Origin of the sequence: Peterkaempfera griseoplana (assembly GCF_001418575.1) — a bacterium.
In the GTDB taxonomy this organism is placed as follows: Bacteria; Actinomycetota; Actinomycetes; order Streptomycetales; family Streptomycetaceae; genus Peterkaempfera; species Peterkaempfera griseoplana.
This window is the reverse complement of record NZ_LIQR01000077.1, coordinates 11,792-27,784: the sequence shown is the minus strand read 5'-3', so window position 1 is coordinate 27,784 and position 15,993 is coordinate 11,792. Positions and strand designations below refer to the sequence as shown.

Genomic DNA, 15,993 nt, shown 5'->3' with positions numbered 1-15,993 from the left:
CGCCCCGGCTGCTGGGCGGCGCGTCCGGCGGGCGCGACGGTGCCGCGCGCGGCCAGTTCCCTCAGCCGCTCATGGAGCTGCACCGCTCCCGGCCGGTCGGCGGACTCCTTGGCCAGGCAGGCACGGATCAGGGGGGCCAGCGCCCCCGGGACCGAGGCCAGGTCCGGCTCCTCGTGCACCACCCGGTACAGCATCACCTCCGACGTCCCGGAGCCGAAGGGCGACTCCCCGGTGGCCGCGTAGGCGAGCGTCGCGCCCAGGGCGAAGACATCGGTGGCGGGGGTCACCGCGGCGCCCCGTACCTGCTCCGGGGCGAGAAAGCCGGGGGAGCCCACGGCGGTGCCGACATGGGTGAGGGTGCTGGCGCCCAGCGACCAGGCGATGCCGAAGTCGATGANNTTGAGGTCGCGGTGCACCACCCCGGCCTCGTGCACATGCACCAGGCCCTCGGCCAACGCGGCGCCGATGGAGGCGACTTCGGGCCAGGCCAGCGGCCCCTCGTCCCCGACCCGCTTGTAGAGCGAGGGTCCGGGCACATAGGCGGTGGCCAGCCAGGGGCGTTCGGCGTCGATGTCGGCGGCGACCAGCCGGGCGGTGCAGCCGCCCCGGATGCGGGAGGCGGCGGCGACCTCGCGGGCGAAGCGGGTGCGGAACTCTGCGTCCCCGGCGAGTTCGGCGCGGATCAGCTTCAGCGCCACCCGCTGCCCCCGGCGGTCGGAGCCGAGGTAGACCACGCCCATCCCGCCGGTGCCCAGTCTTCGGTGCAGCCGGTAGGAGCCGACGACGCGCGGATCCTCCCTTCGGAGCCGCATCAACGCCATACGCTTCCCGCCGCCTCAATCCCCCGCACCGGGGCATCGCCTGATCTCTTCCCGGCACAGCTTACGGACTGGCCCCAGTGGTGTGCTGATACGCAACGCCTGTGCGGGCGACGGGATTGTCGGATCGTGAGGTCTTCGACCGGGGCCTGCCGGCCGGTCCGGGGACGCCGGGAGACGAGGCTTCTCCGGGGCGTCCGTCGTCACCCGTCCGGCGGGTCGCGAAGGCCGGGGTGTGCGGCCCGCCTCCGTCCCGGGAGGGACCGCCGATGCCGGTGCAGGCATGCATGTCTGACGTCACGTCAGTTTTGCGCCGTGCGCGGTGGGGAACGCAGGTCAGCGGTGTGATCGCCGCCGCCGGGCACGGCCCCTCGGGGTTGCTCTCAGGGTTGCCTCGGGGTGCGGGGCCCGGTGTCTCCGTCTCTGGTAGTACGGCCGGAGGCCCGGGGTCATCCTCCGGGATGCCGAAAGGACGGTACGCGGGCATGAGGACCGGGTGCCCGCCCCGCACATACGGTGGTGACCAGCGGTGGGCGGGACGCTCGTCCCCCGAGGTACACCGCCCACCGCGCCACGCACGGCACAGACGGGCACAGCAGAGACAGGCACAGCAGAGACGGGCAGAGCACGGACGGGCACAGACAGGCGGGACCAGTGCGGCCGTCTCCGGGGCGCTGCTCCCGGTGGCGTCCGGCGCCGGGGCACCGCAGGGTGTCCCGGGCACGGTGCGCCGCCACGTTGATCGGGCGCCGGTCCCCGGGGATAGGGACCGGCGTCGGCCGGGGGCACGGTACGCGTTCGCGTGGGACACGCGGACGGGCGAAGCGACGCGTACCGTCCCGGCCATGCGGTGGCGCCGCGTCCGGATGTCGGTGAGGGCATCCGGATGCGGCCGCCACCGCTGTGGGGGGCCGGCGCGCCGTGCTTGACTTCTCCGCCATGGACCACGCACTGCGCAGCAGCAGCCGGACGGCAGGCCTCCTCCCCGAGGCCGGCCGGGCCCTGCTGCCCGCGGCGGACCGGGGTGCGACCCCCGTCGTCCTGGCGGACCGGCCGGACGGCACCGTGCTGCGCCTGGGCGGCAGTGTGCTCAAGGCGCACGCCCCGGGCACCGACCGGCGTGCCCTGGAGCTGCGTCTGCGGGCTGCCGCCGGGCCTCAGCCGGTGCTGCTCGCACCGCACCGGGCGGAGGACACCGGCCGGATGCTGCTGGAGGTGGACGGCATGCTGGTCACCGCCTGGCCGGCCGGCGAACCGGTCGACCCGCAGGCGCCGCAGCGGGCGCCCTGGGAGCAGGCCGGAGCGCTCGCCGCCCGGCTGCACGCCACCCCGGCCCTGCCGGGGCTGCCCCCGATGGGGGGACCGGCCAAGGTGGCGGCCGCGCTGCGGCGGCTGTCGGACCTGGCCCGGGCCACCGGTGGGGTGCCGGGAGCGGATCGGGTGAGGGTCGCGGCGGCGACCCTGCCGCCCTGGGCCCGGGGCGTCGCCCCGGCCCCGGAGCGCGGCCGCGGCGGGCTGGTCCACGGTGACCTCCACCTCGGCCAGCTGGTCCGCCTCCCGTCCGCGGCGGCGGACGACCCCTACGCGGGCTGGCGGCTGATCGACGTGGACGACCTGGGCGTCGGCGATCCCGCCTGGGACCTGGCGCGTCCTGCGGCCTGGTACGCCGCCGGGCTGCTGCCCCTGGAGCCCTGGCAGGCGTTCCTCGGCGCCTACCGGGCGGCGGGCGGCCGTGCGCTGCCGCAGGACGCCGGGGCCGACCCCTGGACGGTGCTGGACGTCCCGGCCAGGGCCCTGGTGGTGCAGCTGGCGGCACTCGGACTGGTGCGGGCGGCCCGGGAGGGCCGCCCGCCGGACGAGGTCGAGCAGCTGATGGTCGCGGCCTGCGCCCGGATCGGCGGGGCGGGGCAGGACGGCCGATGAGTAGGGTGGCAACCGGCCGCCGGACGACACCGGCCGGGCGGTCGAGCGAACAAGGAGGGGATGGACGAGATGTACCAGTGTCCCAAGTGCCACGGCACCATGCGTACCTACGACCGGCACGGAGTGCACATCGAGCAGTGTGACAACTGCCGCGGGGTCTTCCTGGACTACGGCGAGCTGGAGTCGCTGACCCAGATGGAGGCCCGCTGGTCGCAGCCGGTGCCGCCGCCGGCGCCGATGCCGCCCGCCCCGCCGGCCGGCTACGGGCACTCCACGCCCGCCTGGGGCGCCCCGCAGCACGGCGGCCACCACGACTACGGCCACCACGGCGGTCACCACGGGGGTCACCACAGCTTCGCGCGGATGCTCTTCTCGTCCTGACGTGCCGTCACGTTCCGGGCCCCGGCCCGGAACACCGGCCTCACCCCGGGACACCGGGCCCCGGCCCGGAAGGCCCCGCATCCTGCCCGCACACGGCGAAGGCCGCCGTCCCCGGAGGGACGGCGGCCTTCGATGGTGCCTCGATGTGGGCGATACTGGGATCGAACCAGTGACCCCTACCGTGTCAAGGTAGTGCTCTCCCGCTGAGCTAATCGCCCGTGACGCCCGCAGCAACTGCCGGCGTACGGTCCTGCAGAGTGGACGATACTGGGATTGAACCAGTGACCCCTACCGTGTCAAGGTAGTGCTCTCCCGCTGAGCTAATCGTCCCGGGCGGCCGAGGGAACGGCCACCGAGGGGTGGTGCACGCACAAGGCGCGACCCCCGGATCCCGGAGGATCCGGTGGGCGATACTGGGATCGAACCAGTGACCCCTACCGTGTCAAGGTAGTGCTCTCCCGCTGAGCTAATCGCCCTGGAGGACGCCCGGCGGACCGGGAGACCTCTTGGAGGTGGAGACGGGATTTGAACCCGTGTAGACGGCTTTGCAGGCCGTTGCCTCGCCTCTCGGCCACTCCACCGAGTGAAGGGTCGGTGAACCCTTCTCCGAGCGGACGACGAGATTCGAACTCGCGACCCTCACCTTGGCAAGGTGATGCTCTACCAACTGAGCCACGTCCGCATGATCTCCGGTGGCTTCCCCGCTTCCTGCGGCTCCGCGTCCCGGCGACGTCATGAACTTTAGCGGATTCCCCGCCCAGCTCAAATTCCGTATCCGCAGCGTGGCGCGGCAGTGCGGCTCCACCGGGCGAACACCGCCGGTCCCCCAGCCGGGCCGCGGCACCGGCGGCCACAGCTCCGCCACCCGCGGAGACCTACACTTCCGCAGACCCGGCGCAACGGCGCCGCGCAGATCCGCCCTCATGAGGAGCACCGTGTCCGGCACCACCCACCGCCGCACCGCCGAGCCCGAACTGCCGCCCATGGCGCGCTTCGGGGGCCGGATCGCGACCGGTCTGCGCGAGGTGACCCATGACCCGGCGGCTCTGGACTCGTCCGGATTCTGGGCCGTGGTCGCGGAGTTCGAGGGCCGGATCACCTGCGCCCGCTTCGACCGGGTCGAGCCCGCCCCCGCCCCGCCGTCCGGCGCCGGCTGGCACGGCCCCGCCCGTACCGCGTGGCACAGCTCCCTGGACCGCGACGCCTACACCGCCGGCGTACGCCGCATCCGCGACCGCATCGCCACCGGCGAGGTCTACCAGGCCAACCTCTGCCGGGTGCTGAGCGCGCCGCTGCCCGACCCGGCCCGCGCCGACGTGGACGCCCTCACCGGCCGCCTCGCCCTGGGCAACCCCGCCCCGCACGCCGGCACGGTGCGGCTGCCCGCGTACGGCGTGGAGGTGGCCACCGCATCACCCGAGCTCTATCTGCGCCGCCGGGGACGGACCGTGCTCTCCGGCCCCATCAAGGGCACCGGCCGCACCGAGGCCGACCTCCGGCAGAAGGATCACGCCGAGAACGTGATGATCGTCGACCTGGTCCGCAACGACCTGGGACGCGTCAGCGTCACCGGCAGCGTCACCGTCCCCGATCTGTGCGCGGTGGAGAAGCACCCGGGGCTGGTCCACCTGGTCTCCACCGTCCAGGGCACCCTGCGCCCAGGCGCGGGCTGGCCGGAACTACTCACCGCCACGTTCCCGCCCGGCTCCGTCACCGGCGCGCCCAAGTCCAGTGCGCTGCGCATCATCCAGGAGCTGGAGACCGCCCCGCGCGGCCCCTACTGCGGCGCCGTCGGCTGGGTCGACGCGGACCGCGGTGAGGCCGAACTCGCCGTGGGCATCCGGACCTTCTGGGTCGACCGCACCGACCCGGCGGCCCCCGTCGTCCGCTTCGGCACCGGCGCCGGCATCACCTGGGGATCGGACCCGGACGGTGAGTGGGCGGAGACCGAACTGAAGGCCTCCCGGCTGCTGGCGGTAGCGTCGGACGAGGAGGAACAGTGCGAGCGCTAGAAGGAGCAAGTCCATGATCTGGGTCAACGATTCCCTGATGGATGCGGGGGACGCCGCCGTCTCCGTGCTCGACCACGGACTCACCGTGGGCGACGGCGTGTTCGAGACCCTCAAGGTCGTCGACGGCAGCGCCTTCGCACTCACCCGGCACCTCGAACGACTGGCCCGCTCCGCAGCGGGCCTCGGGCTGCCCGAGCTTGACCTGGACCTCGTCGCACACGCCTGCGGCCAGGTGCTGGCGGCCAACCCGCTGCCGTTCGGCCGGCTCCGCATCACCTGCACCGGCGGCCTCTCGCCGCTGGGCTCGGACCGGGGTGACGCACCCGTCACCCTGGTCGTCGCGGTGGGCTCCGCCACCCCGCGGCCCGACACCACCGCCGTGGTCACCGTGGAGTGGACCCGCAACGAGCGCAGCGCCATCGCGGGCCTGAAGTCCACCTCGTACGCCGAGAACGTGGTCGCCCTCGCCCATGCGCACAGCCGCGGCGCCTCGGAGGCACTCTTCGGCAACACCGTGGGCAGCCTCTGCGAGGGCACCGGCTCCAATGTCTTCGTGGTCCGCGGCGGCCGGCTGCTCACCCCGGCGCTGGACTCCGGCTGCCTCGCCGGGATCACCCGTGCCCTGGTGGTGGACTGGCTGGACGCCGAGGAGACCGACCTGCCGTTCTCCGCCCTCCAGGACTCCGACGAGGTCTTCCTGACCTCGACCCTGCGTGACGTCCAGGCGGTGGAGCGGATCGACGGCCGCCTGCTCCCCGGCGCGCCCGGCCCGGTCACCGCCAAGGCCATGGCGGTCTTCGCCGAGCGCAGCGCCGCCGACCGCGACCCCCGCTGAAAGGCGCGCGACCGGCGCTGAAAGGCATGGCCGCGCCGCCCCGGCCCGGCTAGCCTCTCCCGGGCCGTCCGCACCCCCCGTGCGGCGGTCCGGGACATCGGCCGGCCACTCAGGAGAGGCGGTACCCGCCCATGACCACCACACTGCGGCCCGACGGCCCGGAGGAGGCGCTGCCGGACGGCGGTCGCACCCGCCGCTACAGCGTCTGCGCCAACGGCCGGCCGGTCGGCGGGGTGCGTGTCACCGCCGGAGGACCGGCCGGCGTCGGCCGGCGCGGCCTCCAGGGCGGCATCGCGGAACTGGAGATCACCGAGGGCCGCCGGCGCGGCCGCGGCACCGTGGCGGTGCTGGCCGCGGAGGAGGTGCTGCGCGGCTGGGACTGCACCCGGGTCGATGCCGACATCCCCGAGGAGTGCACCGCCGCGCTGCGGCTGGCGCTGGCCCTCGGCTACCGGGAGCGCAGCCGCACCATGGTCAAGCACCTCGTCGCGGAACCGCCCGCCCTCCCCGCCGGTCTGCGGGCGCGGCCCATCGGCGAGGCGGAGTTCCCCGGGTGGGCCGCGGCGGGGGAGGAGCGCTACATCGGGGAACTGGTCGCCTCCGGACTCACCGAGGAGCAGGCCCGCGCCAAGTCGGCGGACGACCACCGGAGGCTGCTGCCCGACGGCCCGCACACCCGGGACACGCTCCTCACCCGCCTGCTGCCGGAGCAGCCCGCTGACGCGGAACCGCTGGGCGACCTCTGGGTACAGCTGCGCGGCCGCACCCTGCCCGGCGGTGAGGACCTGGCCTGGGTGCTCTCCGTGGACGTCGCCGAGCAGGCCCGCGGCCGCGGCCACGGCCGCGCGCTGATGCTGCTGGCCGAGCGGGCCTGCCTGGCGGAGGGCGTGCGCCACCTGGGGCTCAACGTCTTCGCGGACAACCCGGTGGCCGGCGGCCTCTACGGTTCGCTCGGCTACCGGACCACCGCGAGGCGCCTCGGCAAGCGGCTGCTCTGACCTGCGCCCGTACCCGAGCGTTCCAGGGGTCCTCCCGCCCGGAGCCGGCCCCGGGCTCAGCCCGCGCGGTGCCGCTCCAGTACGGCGGTGATCCGCTCGCGCAGCCCCTGCTGGCTGCTGCCGCCGTCCAGCCGCTCCCCCGCGACCACATAGGTGGGTGTGCCGGTCACCCCGATGGCGCGGCCCTCCGCGTGGTCGGCGTCCACCACCAGGGTGTGCCGCCCGTCGACCAGCGCGGTGTCCATCTCCTCGGCGTCCAGGCCCAGCTCCCCGGCCACCTCCAGCAGCAGGTCGGTGCCGCGCCGCTCCAGCTCCCCGACCCGCTCCAGCACCGCCTCCACGAAGGGCCAGCCGCGGCCCTGGGCGAACGCCTCCTCCGCGGCCTGGGCCGCGGCGAAGGAGTGCTTGTGCTTCTCCAGCGGGAAGTGGCGCAGCTCCACCTGCAGCGCGCCGCCGTAGGCGGCGCGCAGCGCGCGGAGGTCGTCCAGGGAGGTGCGGCAGTCCGGGCACTGGAGCTCGCACCACCACTCGAGGCGGGGCAGGGAACCGTCGGTCATGCTGCAAGTCTCCCATCACGAGGGCCTGCGGTTGCCGCTCGGCCGGTGGGGCACGATGGGGGTGTGACGAGCGAGGTGGTGTGTTACGCGCTGACCGCGGCGGGTCTGGTGGTCGCGCTGCTGACGGCCGTACGACGGCGTTATGTGCAGGCGACGCGCTGGACGGCCGTGGCGCTGCTGCCCGCCGGGGCGTATCTGGCGGGGCTGGTGCCGACGCTGCGGCGGATCGGGCATGCGCTGGCGGACTGGGCCACCGCCCTGGTGCTGGACCCCCGGGTGTGGACCGGCCTGGGGCTGCTGGCGCTGTCCCTGGTGCTCTTCGCCGCCGCCAGGATCGCCTCCCGGCGGCGGACGGGCCGTCCGTCCGCCGGGGCGCCCTCACGCGCCGTGGACGCCAGGGCCGCGGGCACCGGCGCCCCGGCCGCCGTGGGGCGTCCGGTGCCCGCGCCCGGCGCCGAGCCGGCGCCGAAGCCCGCGTCGAAGCCCTCCGCCCGGGCCGGCGGCGACGACCTGGGTGACTTCTCGGAGATCGAGGAGATCCTCCGCAAGCGGGGGATCTGACCCCGCGGCGTGGTCAGCGGCCGGCGCCCACGGACGCCGGCACGGGGTCCGGAGCGTCCGCGGCGGAGCGCTGGCGCGCCCGGTACGCCGCCACATGCAGCCGGTTTCCGCAGGTCCGGCTGTCGCAGTAGCGGCGCGACCGGTTGCGGGAGAGGTCCACGAACACCCGGGCGCAGTCCGGCGCCTCGCACTGCCGCAGCCGCTCCCGTTCGTCCGCGACCAGGATGAAGCCCAGCGCCATCCCGCCCTCGGCCGCGATGTGGTCCACCAGGGCCGCACCGGGCGCGAAGTAGTGCATGTGCCAGTCGTGGCCGTCGTGGTCGGTGAGCCGCGGAGTGGTGCCGGCGGCGGCGACCAGGGCGTTCACCAGGTCCGCCGCGGCCCGGGTGGAGGGGGCGGCGAAGACGGCCCGGAGGCGGTCGCGCAGCGTGTGCACCGCCTCCAGGTCGCCCTGGTCCAGGGCGCCGACGTCGCTGATCTCCCGCCGGACGACGAAGTCCCGCAGGGCCTGCAGATCGGGGAGCTCCTCCTGGCCGCACGCCTCCGGGGCGGTGTTGAGGAGGTCGACGAGCATGCCCAGGGCGCACTCGGTGTCATGGGTGATCAGCACGTCGAGACTCCTCGCTCGGCGTCCGGGCCCGGCCCGGGCTGCGGCGGGGCGTGGCCGCCCGCGTCGGTCCCCGCGACTCTACCGTCAGGGCGCCGTCCGGGGGGCGCCGTACCGCGGCACAGCGATGTGGCCGCCGCCGTACCAGGGCACGACGGCGACCACATCGGCTGACGGTGTTGCGCTGCCCCGGCCGCCTGGATGGTGCGGACGGGTGGACGAGGTGCCGGTTCGGCCGTGCCCCCGAGTAGGACGGCCGGTGCGGCACCGGACGGCGGAGCGCCCCGTTCCGGCGGTCAGCTCTCCGCCAGGATGTGGGACAGCTCCCGGTCCAGATCGAAGTGACGGTGCTCGGTGCCGGGCGGCACCGCCGCGTCGGTGCGCTTGAGGAATGACTCCAGCGCGCGCGCCGGCGCTTCGAGGAGCGCTTCTCCTTCCGGGGAACTCAGGGCGATGCAGACGACGCCCTGCCCATGACTGCGGGAGGGCCACACGCGTACGTCGCCGGTACCGGTCGGCCGGTGCAGCCCCTCCGCCAGGAGGTCGCGGGCGAACACCCACTCCACGGTCTCGTCGGCTCCGGTGTGGAACGTGGCGTGCACGGCATAGGGGTCGGCCGTGTCGTAGCGCAGGCCCGCGGGGACGGGCAGCGAGGAGTCGCTCGACACGATGAGGCGCAGGTGCAGCTCGCAGCTGACCGTGGTGTTCATAAGCGCCAGGGCCTTTCGCTCAGTGTGCGCTCGGGGAATCGCACGTCGGCGAACGGACCATCCCACCATGGCGACCGGTGTAAACCCCTCTGTCCCGATTAGGGGCGGCTCCGTACCCCTTCCGGCGCATCGCGGAAACGCTGCTGCGCCCGTTCCGGTGAGTCGTCCGCACGCACTGTCGGGAATCACTCGGGTAGGTTTTCGAGCATGGCGCCGCACAAGAACGACAAGAGCATCGGCGAGGCCCCTCCCGAGCCCCTCGCGGTGCCCGGCCGGACGCCGGGCCGGCCCGGTGGCGCGACCAGGGTCGAGCCGCCCCGGCCGGACGGCGGGACGGACGGGCACAGGTTCGGCTCCAGGGCCCCCGCGTTCGTCCGCCGCTCCCGGGCGCTCCGTCTGGCCTGGCGGATCGGGGTGGCGGTGGTGGGCGGTGGAGTGATCGCCGGCGGGATCCTGCTGCTGCCGTTGCCCGGCCCCGGCTGGGCGATCATCTTCGCCGGGCTGGCGATCCTCGCCGGCGAGTTCCTCTGGGCGCAGCGGCTGCTGCACTGGACCAAGGTCAAACTGACCGAGTACGCCCGGCGGGCCATGGACCCCCGGGTGCGGCGGCGCAACCTGGTGATCCTGGTGGTGCTGCTGATGCTGATCACCGCGGGAGTGGTGCTGTACGTCAGGACGGTGGGCTGGAAGCCGCCGTGGTGAGTGCGGCGGGGCCGGGCAGCGGCTGGTCACGACCACCCCATGGGATGCGGTAATGTTTTCCCTGCGCCCGGGCGATTAGCTCAGCGGGAGAGCGCTTCGTTCACACCGAAGAGGTCACTGGTTCGATCCCAGTATCGCCCACCGGGAATAAACCCGGCCGGATTTCCGGCCGGGTTTTTCCGCATTGTCGTAACAATCGACCGGGAATGTCCGCCGGTGCTCGTCCGCCGCAGTGCCCCGCGCTCCGGGCGGCCCTGACGGTCGATCACCGGGGACGGCGTTGCGGCGAGGCTCCGGAGTAGTGCTAATGTTCTTCCTGTGCCCGGGCGATTAGCTCAGCGGGAGAGCGCTTCGTTCACACCGAAGAGGTCACTGGTTCGATCCCAGTATCGCCCACCGGGATGAAGGCCCCGGTCGGATCCGTCCGACCGGGGCCTTCGCCGTTCCCTCAGGCGACCGCCTCACAGCGGTGCTCCCGGCCGGGCAGCAGCCGGCGGCCGCAGACACAGCGCTGCGGACGCAGCGGCCAGGCCGTGTCCACCTGCTCCGGGGTGCCGGACCGCTCGAACCAGGCCTGCAGCCCCCGGGCCTGCGCCGCGTGCCACACCGTCTGGCGCAGATGCAGCTCGGCGGGGGAGAGGGCCCCCAGCGTGCCCGGGTGCTTGCGGCCCAGTTCCCGCACCAGCTGCAGCGAGGCCAGCGCGTCCGCGGAGGCGTCGTGTGCGGCGCCCAGGGTCACCCCGTAGTGGGCGCAGAGATCGGTCAGCGTCCGGCGTCCCTTGCGGTAGCGGTCGACGTGCTTGTCCAGCACCCGCGGGTCCAGCACCAGCAGAGGGGCGTCCGTCAGGTAGTCGGTCAGCGCCCGGCCGCGGTGCCGCCTCAGCTCCCGGTCCAGCAGCGTCAGGTCGTACGGAGCGTTCATCACCACCAGGGGCACCCCCGCCCGGGCCCGCTCGGACAGCGCCCTGGCCAGCTCCTCCACCACCGTGCGCGGCGGCCGGCCGTGCTCCCGCACCTGCTCGTCGGTGATCCCGTGCACCGCCCGGGCGCCCTCGGGGATCGGTATGCCGGGGTCTGCGAGCCAGGTGAAGGTCTGCACCGGAACGCCCCGGGCGGGCTGGAGCACCAGCGCCGCGGAGACGATCCGGTCGTTCTCCACGTCCACGCCGGTGGTCTCGGTGTCGAAGGCGGCGAGCGGCCCCTCGTACCAGCGCTCCATGACGGACCCTCACTTCCCCCTGCAGCCTTGCCTACTGGCGAGTTCATACCCGTTCGCCCACCCCTCGCAACCCTGCTCCGACCTGCGAGTTTCAACGCTCCGTCGTGGGGGATCACCAATGGTGACGGCCCGTCCGAAGCCGGGGACGCAGGCCGCCACGGGGACACGGGGAAGACACGGCAATGGCCCTCACACAGCCCGAGCCCGGTGGATCGCCGACCGCCCGGGCCGCACCACTGCGGGGAGACCTGGCGACCACCGCCTGTATGGAGACCCTTCAGGTGGCGTATCTGCACGCGGTCGCGGCGGCGGCGGGGTGCTCGCTCTCCCAGCCGTTCCCGGACAACGGCATCGACTGGCACCTCAGCCACGGCTCGTCCGCCCACGCGGTGGACGACGAGGTCACCGTCAAGGTGCAGCTCAAGGCCACCCAGCAGGTCGCCCCCTGCCCGCCCGGGCCGTTCTTCAGCTTCACCCTGGACAACGACCATCTGCGAAAACTGGCCAGGCAGCAGGTGGCGGTGCCCAAGATCCTGGTGGTGATGCTGCTGCCCACCGTGATGGACGACTGGCTGCTGGCCCACCCGGACCGGCTGGAGCTCCGGCACTGCTGTTACTGGGTCAATCTGGCGGGGCACCCGATAACCGGGCGGCGCCGCACCAATGTGCGCATCCCCACGGCGCGGATCTTCGACGACCGCGCGCTCTGCGACATCATGGCGCGCGTCGGGGCGGGCGGGAGCCCATGACGGGGTATCACCTCCCCGGAGTGGCGGCCACGGCGGCGGGAGGCGCGGCGTGACAGCGATACGGCGTGACATCGGCGGCAGCGGCCGGGGCGACCCGGCGCTGCCCGATCCTGCCGGGGTCGACCCCGGGGTGCTGGGCGCCCTGCTGGCCCGGCACGGCTGGGTACGGCGCGGCGGCCCGGCGGGCCGTTACGGGCGCTGGACGCCGCCCGGCGGCGGCGCGGGCGCCGGACTCAGTCTGCTGGTCCCGGCGGGCGACGGCTTCGACGACGCCGCCGATCTGATGGCCGAGGCGGTCGCCGCGCTGGCCCGCTGCGGGCTGCCGTCGGCCCGTACGGTGCTGCAGGCGCTCAGCGTCCCCGGTGACGAGGTGCACTGGGTGAGGGAGGTGCCGGGGGCGGGCGGACCGGTGCCCTGGGAGGCGGCCCTGCCCTGGGAGGAGGGGGACGCGCTGCGCGGCGCCGCGGCCGGGATGCTGCGGGCGGCGGCCAAGGCCGGGCGGGCCAGGGCGGCCTACTTCGGGGCCCGGCTGGACGGTCACGCCGCCGCCTTCCTGCGGCGGGTGCTGGTGGTGGAGTCCGGCGGCCCGGCCGGCGGGCTCACCGCGTACACCCCCGCGCCGGAGGGCCGGGGCACTACCACCACCCTGGTGCGCGCCCTGGAGGCGATGCGGGACGCGGTGGACTACCGCCGTGCCACCGGCCGCCCGGACGCCTTCGACAACGCGGTGCAGGCGGGCGTCAGCCGTGAGCTGGTGGCGTCGGTGGAGCGGCTGGTGACCGGCAGTGAGGGGGCGCAGATCACCCTTGGCTGGTCGCCGTCGGCCGGCGCCCCCCGGGGTTTCGCCGACCGCGGTCCGGCGGTGGAGTTCTCCCCCGGGGACCTGCCGGCGCTGCGGGAGGCCGCGGAGCGGCTGGAGCACAGCGAGCCGGCCGTGGAGGTGCGGATCACCGCCGCGGTGGTGCGGCTGAGGCGGCCCAGGCCGGACGGCGCCGGATCGGTACGGCTGCGGGTGCTGGCGGGGGCCGAGGTGGCCGAGGTCCGCACCAGGCTGGGCGAGGAGGCGTACCGTACGGCGGTCGAGGCGCATCTGGCCGGGGTTCCGCTGCAGCTCAGCGGGCGGCTGGAGCGCAAGGGCGGCTTCCGGCGGCTGACCCGGGCCCGCGACCTCGCGCTCTGCGAGCTGGACGAGGCCGAGCGGGACCGGCTGTTCAAGTCGCTGCGGGACCGTCCGGACGAGGACGGGCGGTAATTCTCGGTACCATCGTTCCGCAGCCCCGTACGCTGCGAGGAACGTTTTCCGCGAGTCAGGAGAGACCGGTGTCGGACGTCCATGTGATCATCAACCGCGAACCCGATCGGGAAGAGCGAGCGGTGACCACGGGCACCACGGCCGCCGACCTGTTCGCGGACGACCGCTCCGTCGTCGCCGCCCGGGTCGCCGGTGTGCTCAAGGATCTGGCGTACCAGCTCCAGGACGGCGACGAGGTCGAGCCCGTCGCCGTCACCAGCGAGGACGGCCTGGCCATCCTGCGCCACTCCACCGCGCACGTCATGGCGCAGGCGGTGCAGGAGATCTTCCCCGAGGCCAAGCTGGGCATCGGTCCGCCGATCAAGGACGGCTTCTACTACGACTTCGACGTCGAGAAGCCCTTCCACCCCGACGACCTCAAGGCCGTCGAGAAGAAGATGCAGGAGATCATCAAGCGCGGACAGCGCTTCTCCCGCCGCGCGGTGACCGACGACGCCGCCCGCGAGGAGCTGGCCGCCGAGCCGTACAAGCTGGAGCTGATCGGGCTCAAGGGGTCGGCCGCCGAGGCCGCCGACGGCGCCTCCGCCGAGGTCGGCGCCGGTGAGCTCACCATCTACGACAACCTGGACGCCAAGACCGGCGAGCTGTGCTGGAAGGACCTCTGCCGGGGTCCCCACCTGCCCACCACCCGGCTGATCCCGGCGTTCAAGCTGATGCGCTCCGCTGCCGCCTACTGGCGCGGCAGCGAGAAGAACAAGCAGCTCCAGCGGATCTACGGCACCGCCTGGCCGACCAAGGACGAGCTCAAGGCGCACCTGGACTTCCTCGTCGAGGCCGAGAAGCGCGACCACCGCAAGCTCGGCGCCGAGCTTGACCTCTTCTCCATCCCGGAGCAGATCGGTTCCGGCCTGGCCGTCTTCCACCCCAGGGGCGGCATCGTCCGCCGGGTGATGGAGGACTACTCGCGCCGCCGGCACGAGGAGGAGGGCTACGAGTTCGTCTACACCCCGCACGCCACCAAGGGGAAGCTCTTCGAGACCTCGGGCCACCTGGACTGGTACGCCGACGGCATGTACCCGCCCATGCAGCTCGACGAGGGCGTGGACTACTACCTCAAGCCCATGAACTGCCCGATGCACAACCTGATCTTCGACGCGCGGGGGCGGTCCTACCGCGAACTGCCGCTGCGGCTCTTCGAGTTCGGGACCGTGTACCGGTACGAGAAGTCGGGCGTCGTGCACGGTCTGACCCGCGCCCGCGGTTTCACCCAGGACGACGCGCACATCTACTGCACCCGTGAGCAGATGGCCGACGAGCTCGACCGCACGCTCACCTTCGTGCTCAACCTGCTGCGCGACTACGGTCTGACCGACTTCTACCTGGAACTCTCCACCAAGGACCCGAACAAGTTCGTCGGCTCGGACGAGGTGTGGGAGGAGGCCACCGAGACCCTGCGGCAGGTGGCCGAGAAGCAGGGCCTCCCGCTGGTCCCGGACCCGGGCGGCGCGGCCTTCTACGGCCCGAAGATCTCGGTCCAGGCCAAGGACGCCATCGGCCGCACCTGGCAGATGTCCACCGTCCAGCTGGACTTCAACCTGCCCGAGCGCTTCAACCTGGAGTACACCGCCGCGGACGGCTCCAAGCAGCGCCCGGTGATGATCCACCGCGCACTGTTCGGCTCGATCGAGCGCTTCTTCGCCGTGCTGCTGGAGCACTACGCGGGCGCCTTCCCGGCGTGGCTGGCGCCGGTCCAGGCGGTCGGCATCCCGGTCGGCGACGCGCACGTCGAGTACCTGGAGAAGTTCGCCGCCGCGGCCAGGGCCAAGGGGCTGCGGGTCGACGTCGACTCCTCCTCCGACCGCATGCAGAAGAAGATCCGCAACGCCCAGAAGCAGAAGGTGCCCTTCATGGTCATCGCGGGCGACGAGGACATGTCCAACAACTCCGTCTCCTTCCGCTTCCGCGACGGCTCGCAGCAGAACGGCATCCCGTTCGACGAGGCCGTGGCCGAGATCCTCAAGGCCGTGCAGGAGAGGGCCGAGGTCTGACCCCGCGGTCCGTGGAGCAGGGCGGTTCCCTTCGGGGAGCCGCCCTGCGGCGCATATGCTGATCCGCATGACGAGCGAGCCGGAGCTGCAGCAGGGGGTCGGGGAGCCGGACGGTTTCCAGCGTCTGTGGACCCCGCACCGTATGGCGTACATCAAGGGCGAGGGCAAGCCCACCGGGCCCGGCGAGGACGACGGCTGCCCGTTCTGCAGCATCCCCGCCAAGAGCGACGAGGACGGGCTGGTGGTGGCCCGCGGCAGCAGTGTGTACGCGGTGCTCAACCTCTACCCGTACAACGGCGGCCATCTGATGGTGGTCCCCTACCGCCATGTCGCCGACTACACCGAGCTGGACGACGCCGAGACCGCCGAACTCGGCCTGCTCACCAAGCGGGCCATGGTGGCGCTGCGGATCGCCTCCGGGGCGCACGGCTTCAACATCGGCATGAACCAGGGCTCGGTGGCCGGTGCGGGCATCGCCGCCCACCTCCACCAGCATGTGGTGCCGCGCTGGGGCGGGGACACCAACTTCATGCCGGTCGTCGGCCACACCAAGGTGCTGCCGCAGCTGCTCGCCGACACCCGCAAGATGCTCGCCGACGCCTGGCCCCAGGACTGACGCCG

At 73.4% G+C, this 15,993-nt stretch carries 16 protein-coding genes, 7 tRNA genes and 1 pseudogene; 13 read left to right on the top strand and 11 right to left on the bottom strand.

Annotated elements, in window-relative coordinates; genetic code table 11:
- Both AOK09_RS41775 and AOK09_RS41770 read right to left on the bottom strand, forming a co-directional pair.
- Positions 1–397: pseudogene (locus tag AOK09_RS41775) on the bottom strand (protein kinase domain-containing protein); the annotation flags it as partial.
- A 2-nt stretch (positions 398–399) separates the two neighbouring features.
- Positions 400–821: protein kinase domain-containing protein (locus tag AOK09_RS41770; protein WP_245687145.1), on the bottom strand; the 422-nt coding region annotated here is incomplete at its 3' end.
- Positions 822–1,757: 936 nt separating this feature from the next.
- Between AOK09_RS41770 and AOK09_RS06135 the strand changes: the two genes are divergently transcribed.
- Positions 1,758–2,741 carry a phosphotransferase family protein gene (locus tag AOK09_RS06135; RefSeq protein WP_055586087.1) on the top strand — a complete coding sequence of 328 codons (984 nt, stop codon included), beginning with the start codon at positions 1,758–1,760 and terminating at the stop codon, positions 2,739–2,741.
- 69 nt (positions 2,742–2,810) lie between these two features.
- The gene (locus AOK09_RS06130; protein ID WP_055586086.1) at positions 2,811–3,122 is read left to right on the top strand and encodes a TFIIB-type zinc ribbon-containing protein; all 312 of its coding nucleotides are present in this window, start codon (positions 2,811–2,813) and stop codon (positions 3,120–3,122) included.
- Between the two features lie 146 nt (positions 3,123–3,268).
- Here AOK09_RS06130 and AOK09_RS06125 read toward each other — a convergent pair.
- From AOK09_RS06125 to AOK09_RS06105, 5 genes are all read right to left on the bottom strand, one after another.
- Positions 3,269–3,340, bottom strand: a tRNA-Val gene (locus AOK09_RS06125).
- A gap of 40 nt (positions 3,341–3,380) precedes the next feature.
- Positions 3,381–3,452: transfer RNA gene (locus AOK09_RS06120), tRNA-Val, on the bottom strand.
- A 74-nt stretch (positions 3,453–3,526) separates the two neighbouring features.
- Positions 3,527–3,598 (bottom strand) — tRNA-Val (locus AOK09_RS06115).
- A 31-nt stretch (positions 3,599–3,629) separates the two neighbouring features.
- Positions 3,630–3,703, bottom strand: a tRNA-Cys gene (locus AOK09_RS06110).
- A gap of 28 nt (positions 3,704–3,731) precedes the next feature.
- Positions 3,732–3,804, bottom strand: a tRNA-Gly gene (locus AOK09_RS06105).
- A 301-nt stretch (positions 3,805–4,105) separates the two neighbouring features.
- On the opposite strand from AOK09_RS06105, the gene AOK09_RS06100 reads away from it, so the two are divergent.
- The 3 genes from AOK09_RS06100 to AOK09_RS06090 all read left to right on the top strand — a co-directional run bounded on the left by AOK09_RS06100 (position 4,106) and on the right by AOK09_RS06090 (position 6,967).
- Entirely contained in the window at positions 4,106–5,134 is a 1,029-nt protein-coding gene (locus AOK09_RS06100; RefSeq protein WP_055586085.1) for a chorismate-binding protein, read from the top strand.
- 13 nt (positions 5,135–5,147) lie between these two features.
- Positions 5,148–5,969 (top strand): aminotransferase class IV, encoded by an 822-nt coding sequence (locus tag AOK09_RS06095; protein ID WP_055586079.1) that lies wholly within the window; start codon positions 5,148–5,150, stop codon positions 5,967–5,969.
- 131 nt (positions 5,970–6,100) lie between these two features.
- Positions 6,101–6,967 (top strand): GNAT family N-acetyltransferase, encoded by an 867-nt coding sequence (locus AOK09_RS06090; RefSeq protein ID WP_055586078.1) that lies wholly within the window; start codon positions 6,101–6,103, stop codon positions 6,965–6,967.
- Between the two features lie 56 nt (positions 6,968–7,023).
- On the opposite strand, the gene AOK09_RS06085 is transcribed toward AOK09_RS06090, so the two are convergent.
- Positions 7,024–7,524 carry a DsbA family protein gene (locus tag AOK09_RS06085; RefSeq protein ID WP_055586077.1) on the bottom strand — a complete coding sequence of 167 codons (501 nt, stop codon included), beginning with the start codon at positions 7,522–7,524 and terminating at the stop codon, positions 7,024–7,026.
- A 63-nt stretch (positions 7,525–7,587) separates the two neighbouring features.
- On the opposite strand from AOK09_RS06085, the gene AOK09_RS06080 reads away from it, so the two are divergent.
- Positions 7,588–8,085, top strand: coding sequence for a hypothetical protein (locus tag AOK09_RS06080; protein WP_055586076.1), 498 nt, complete (start codon positions 7,588–7,590; stop codon positions 8,083–8,085).
- A gap of 13 nt (positions 8,086–8,098) precedes the next feature.
- Here the strand turns inward: AOK09_RS06080 and AOK09_RS06075 are convergent, their stop codons facing one another.
- Both AOK09_RS06075 and AOK09_RS06070 read right to left on the bottom strand, forming a co-directional pair.
- Complete coding sequence (locus AOK09_RS06075; RefSeq protein ID WP_055586075.1) at positions 8,099–8,695, bottom strand: CGNR zinc finger domain-containing protein; 597 nt, start codon at positions 8,693–8,695, stop codon at positions 8,099–8,101.
- A gap of 293 nt (positions 8,696–8,988) precedes the next feature.
- Positions 8,989–9,402 carry an SsgA family sporulation/cell division regulator gene (locus AOK09_RS06070; RefSeq protein WP_055586074.1) on the bottom strand — a complete coding sequence of 138 codons (414 nt, stop codon included), beginning with the start codon at positions 9,400–9,402 and terminating at the stop codon, positions 8,989–8,991.
- Between the two features lie 207 nt (positions 9,403–9,609).
- Here AOK09_RS06070 and AOK09_RS06065 point away from each other — a divergent pair, with 207 nt between their 5' ends.
- The 3 genes from AOK09_RS06065 (at position 9,610) to AOK09_RS06055 (ending at position 10,500) form a co-directional block, all read left to right on the top strand.
- Positions 9,610–10,104, top strand: a complete 495-nt coding sequence (locus tag AOK09_RS06065; RefSeq protein ID WP_079062797.1) for a TIGR02611 family protein — start codon at positions 9,610–9,612, stop codon at positions 10,102–10,104.
- A gap of 69 nt (positions 10,105–10,173) precedes the next feature.
- Positions 10,174–10,245 (top strand) — tRNA-Val (locus tag AOK09_RS06060).
- Positions 10,246–10,428: 183 nt separating this feature from the next.
- Positions 10,429–10,500, top strand: a tRNA-Val gene (locus AOK09_RS06055).
- A gap of 52 nt (positions 10,501–10,552) precedes the next feature.
- On the opposite strand, the gene AOK09_RS06050 is transcribed toward AOK09_RS06055, so the two are convergent.
- Positions 10,553–11,323: a 3'-5' exonuclease gene (locus AOK09_RS06050; RefSeq protein WP_055586073.1), complete on the bottom strand. Its 771-nt coding sequence runs from the start codon at positions 11,321–11,323 to the stop codon at positions 10,553–10,555.
- A 182-nt stretch (positions 11,324–11,505) separates the two neighbouring features.
- Between AOK09_RS06050 and AOK09_RS06045 the strand changes: the two genes are divergently transcribed.
- The 4 genes from AOK09_RS06045 to AOK09_RS06030 all read left to right on the top strand — a co-directional run bounded on the left by AOK09_RS06045 (position 11,506) and on the right by AOK09_RS06030 (position 15,988).
- Complete coding sequence (locus tag AOK09_RS06045) at positions 11,506–12,072, top strand: DUF4365 domain-containing protein (RefSeq protein WP_055586072.1); 567 nt, start codon at positions 11,506–11,508, stop codon at positions 12,070–12,072.
- 49 nt (positions 12,073–12,121) lie between these two features.
- On the top strand, positions 12,122–13,324 hold the full coding sequence (locus AOK09_RS06040; RefSeq protein WP_245687144.1) for a hypothetical protein: 1,203 nt from the start codon (positions 12,122–12,124) through the stop codon (positions 13,322–13,324).
- 68 nt (positions 13,325–13,392) lie between these two features.
- Positions 13,393–15,372, top strand: a complete 1,980-nt coding sequence (gene thrS, locus AOK09_RS06035) for a threonine--tRNA ligase (protein ID WP_055586071.1) — start codon at positions 13,393–13,395, stop codon at positions 15,370–15,372.
- Positions 15,373–15,427: 55 nt separating this feature from the next.
- Positions 15,428–15,988, top strand: coding sequence for an HIT family protein (locus AOK09_RS06030; protein WP_055586070.1), 561 nt, complete (start codon positions 15,428–15,430; stop codon positions 15,986–15,988).
- Positions 15,989–15,993 lie beyond the last annotated feature (5 nt).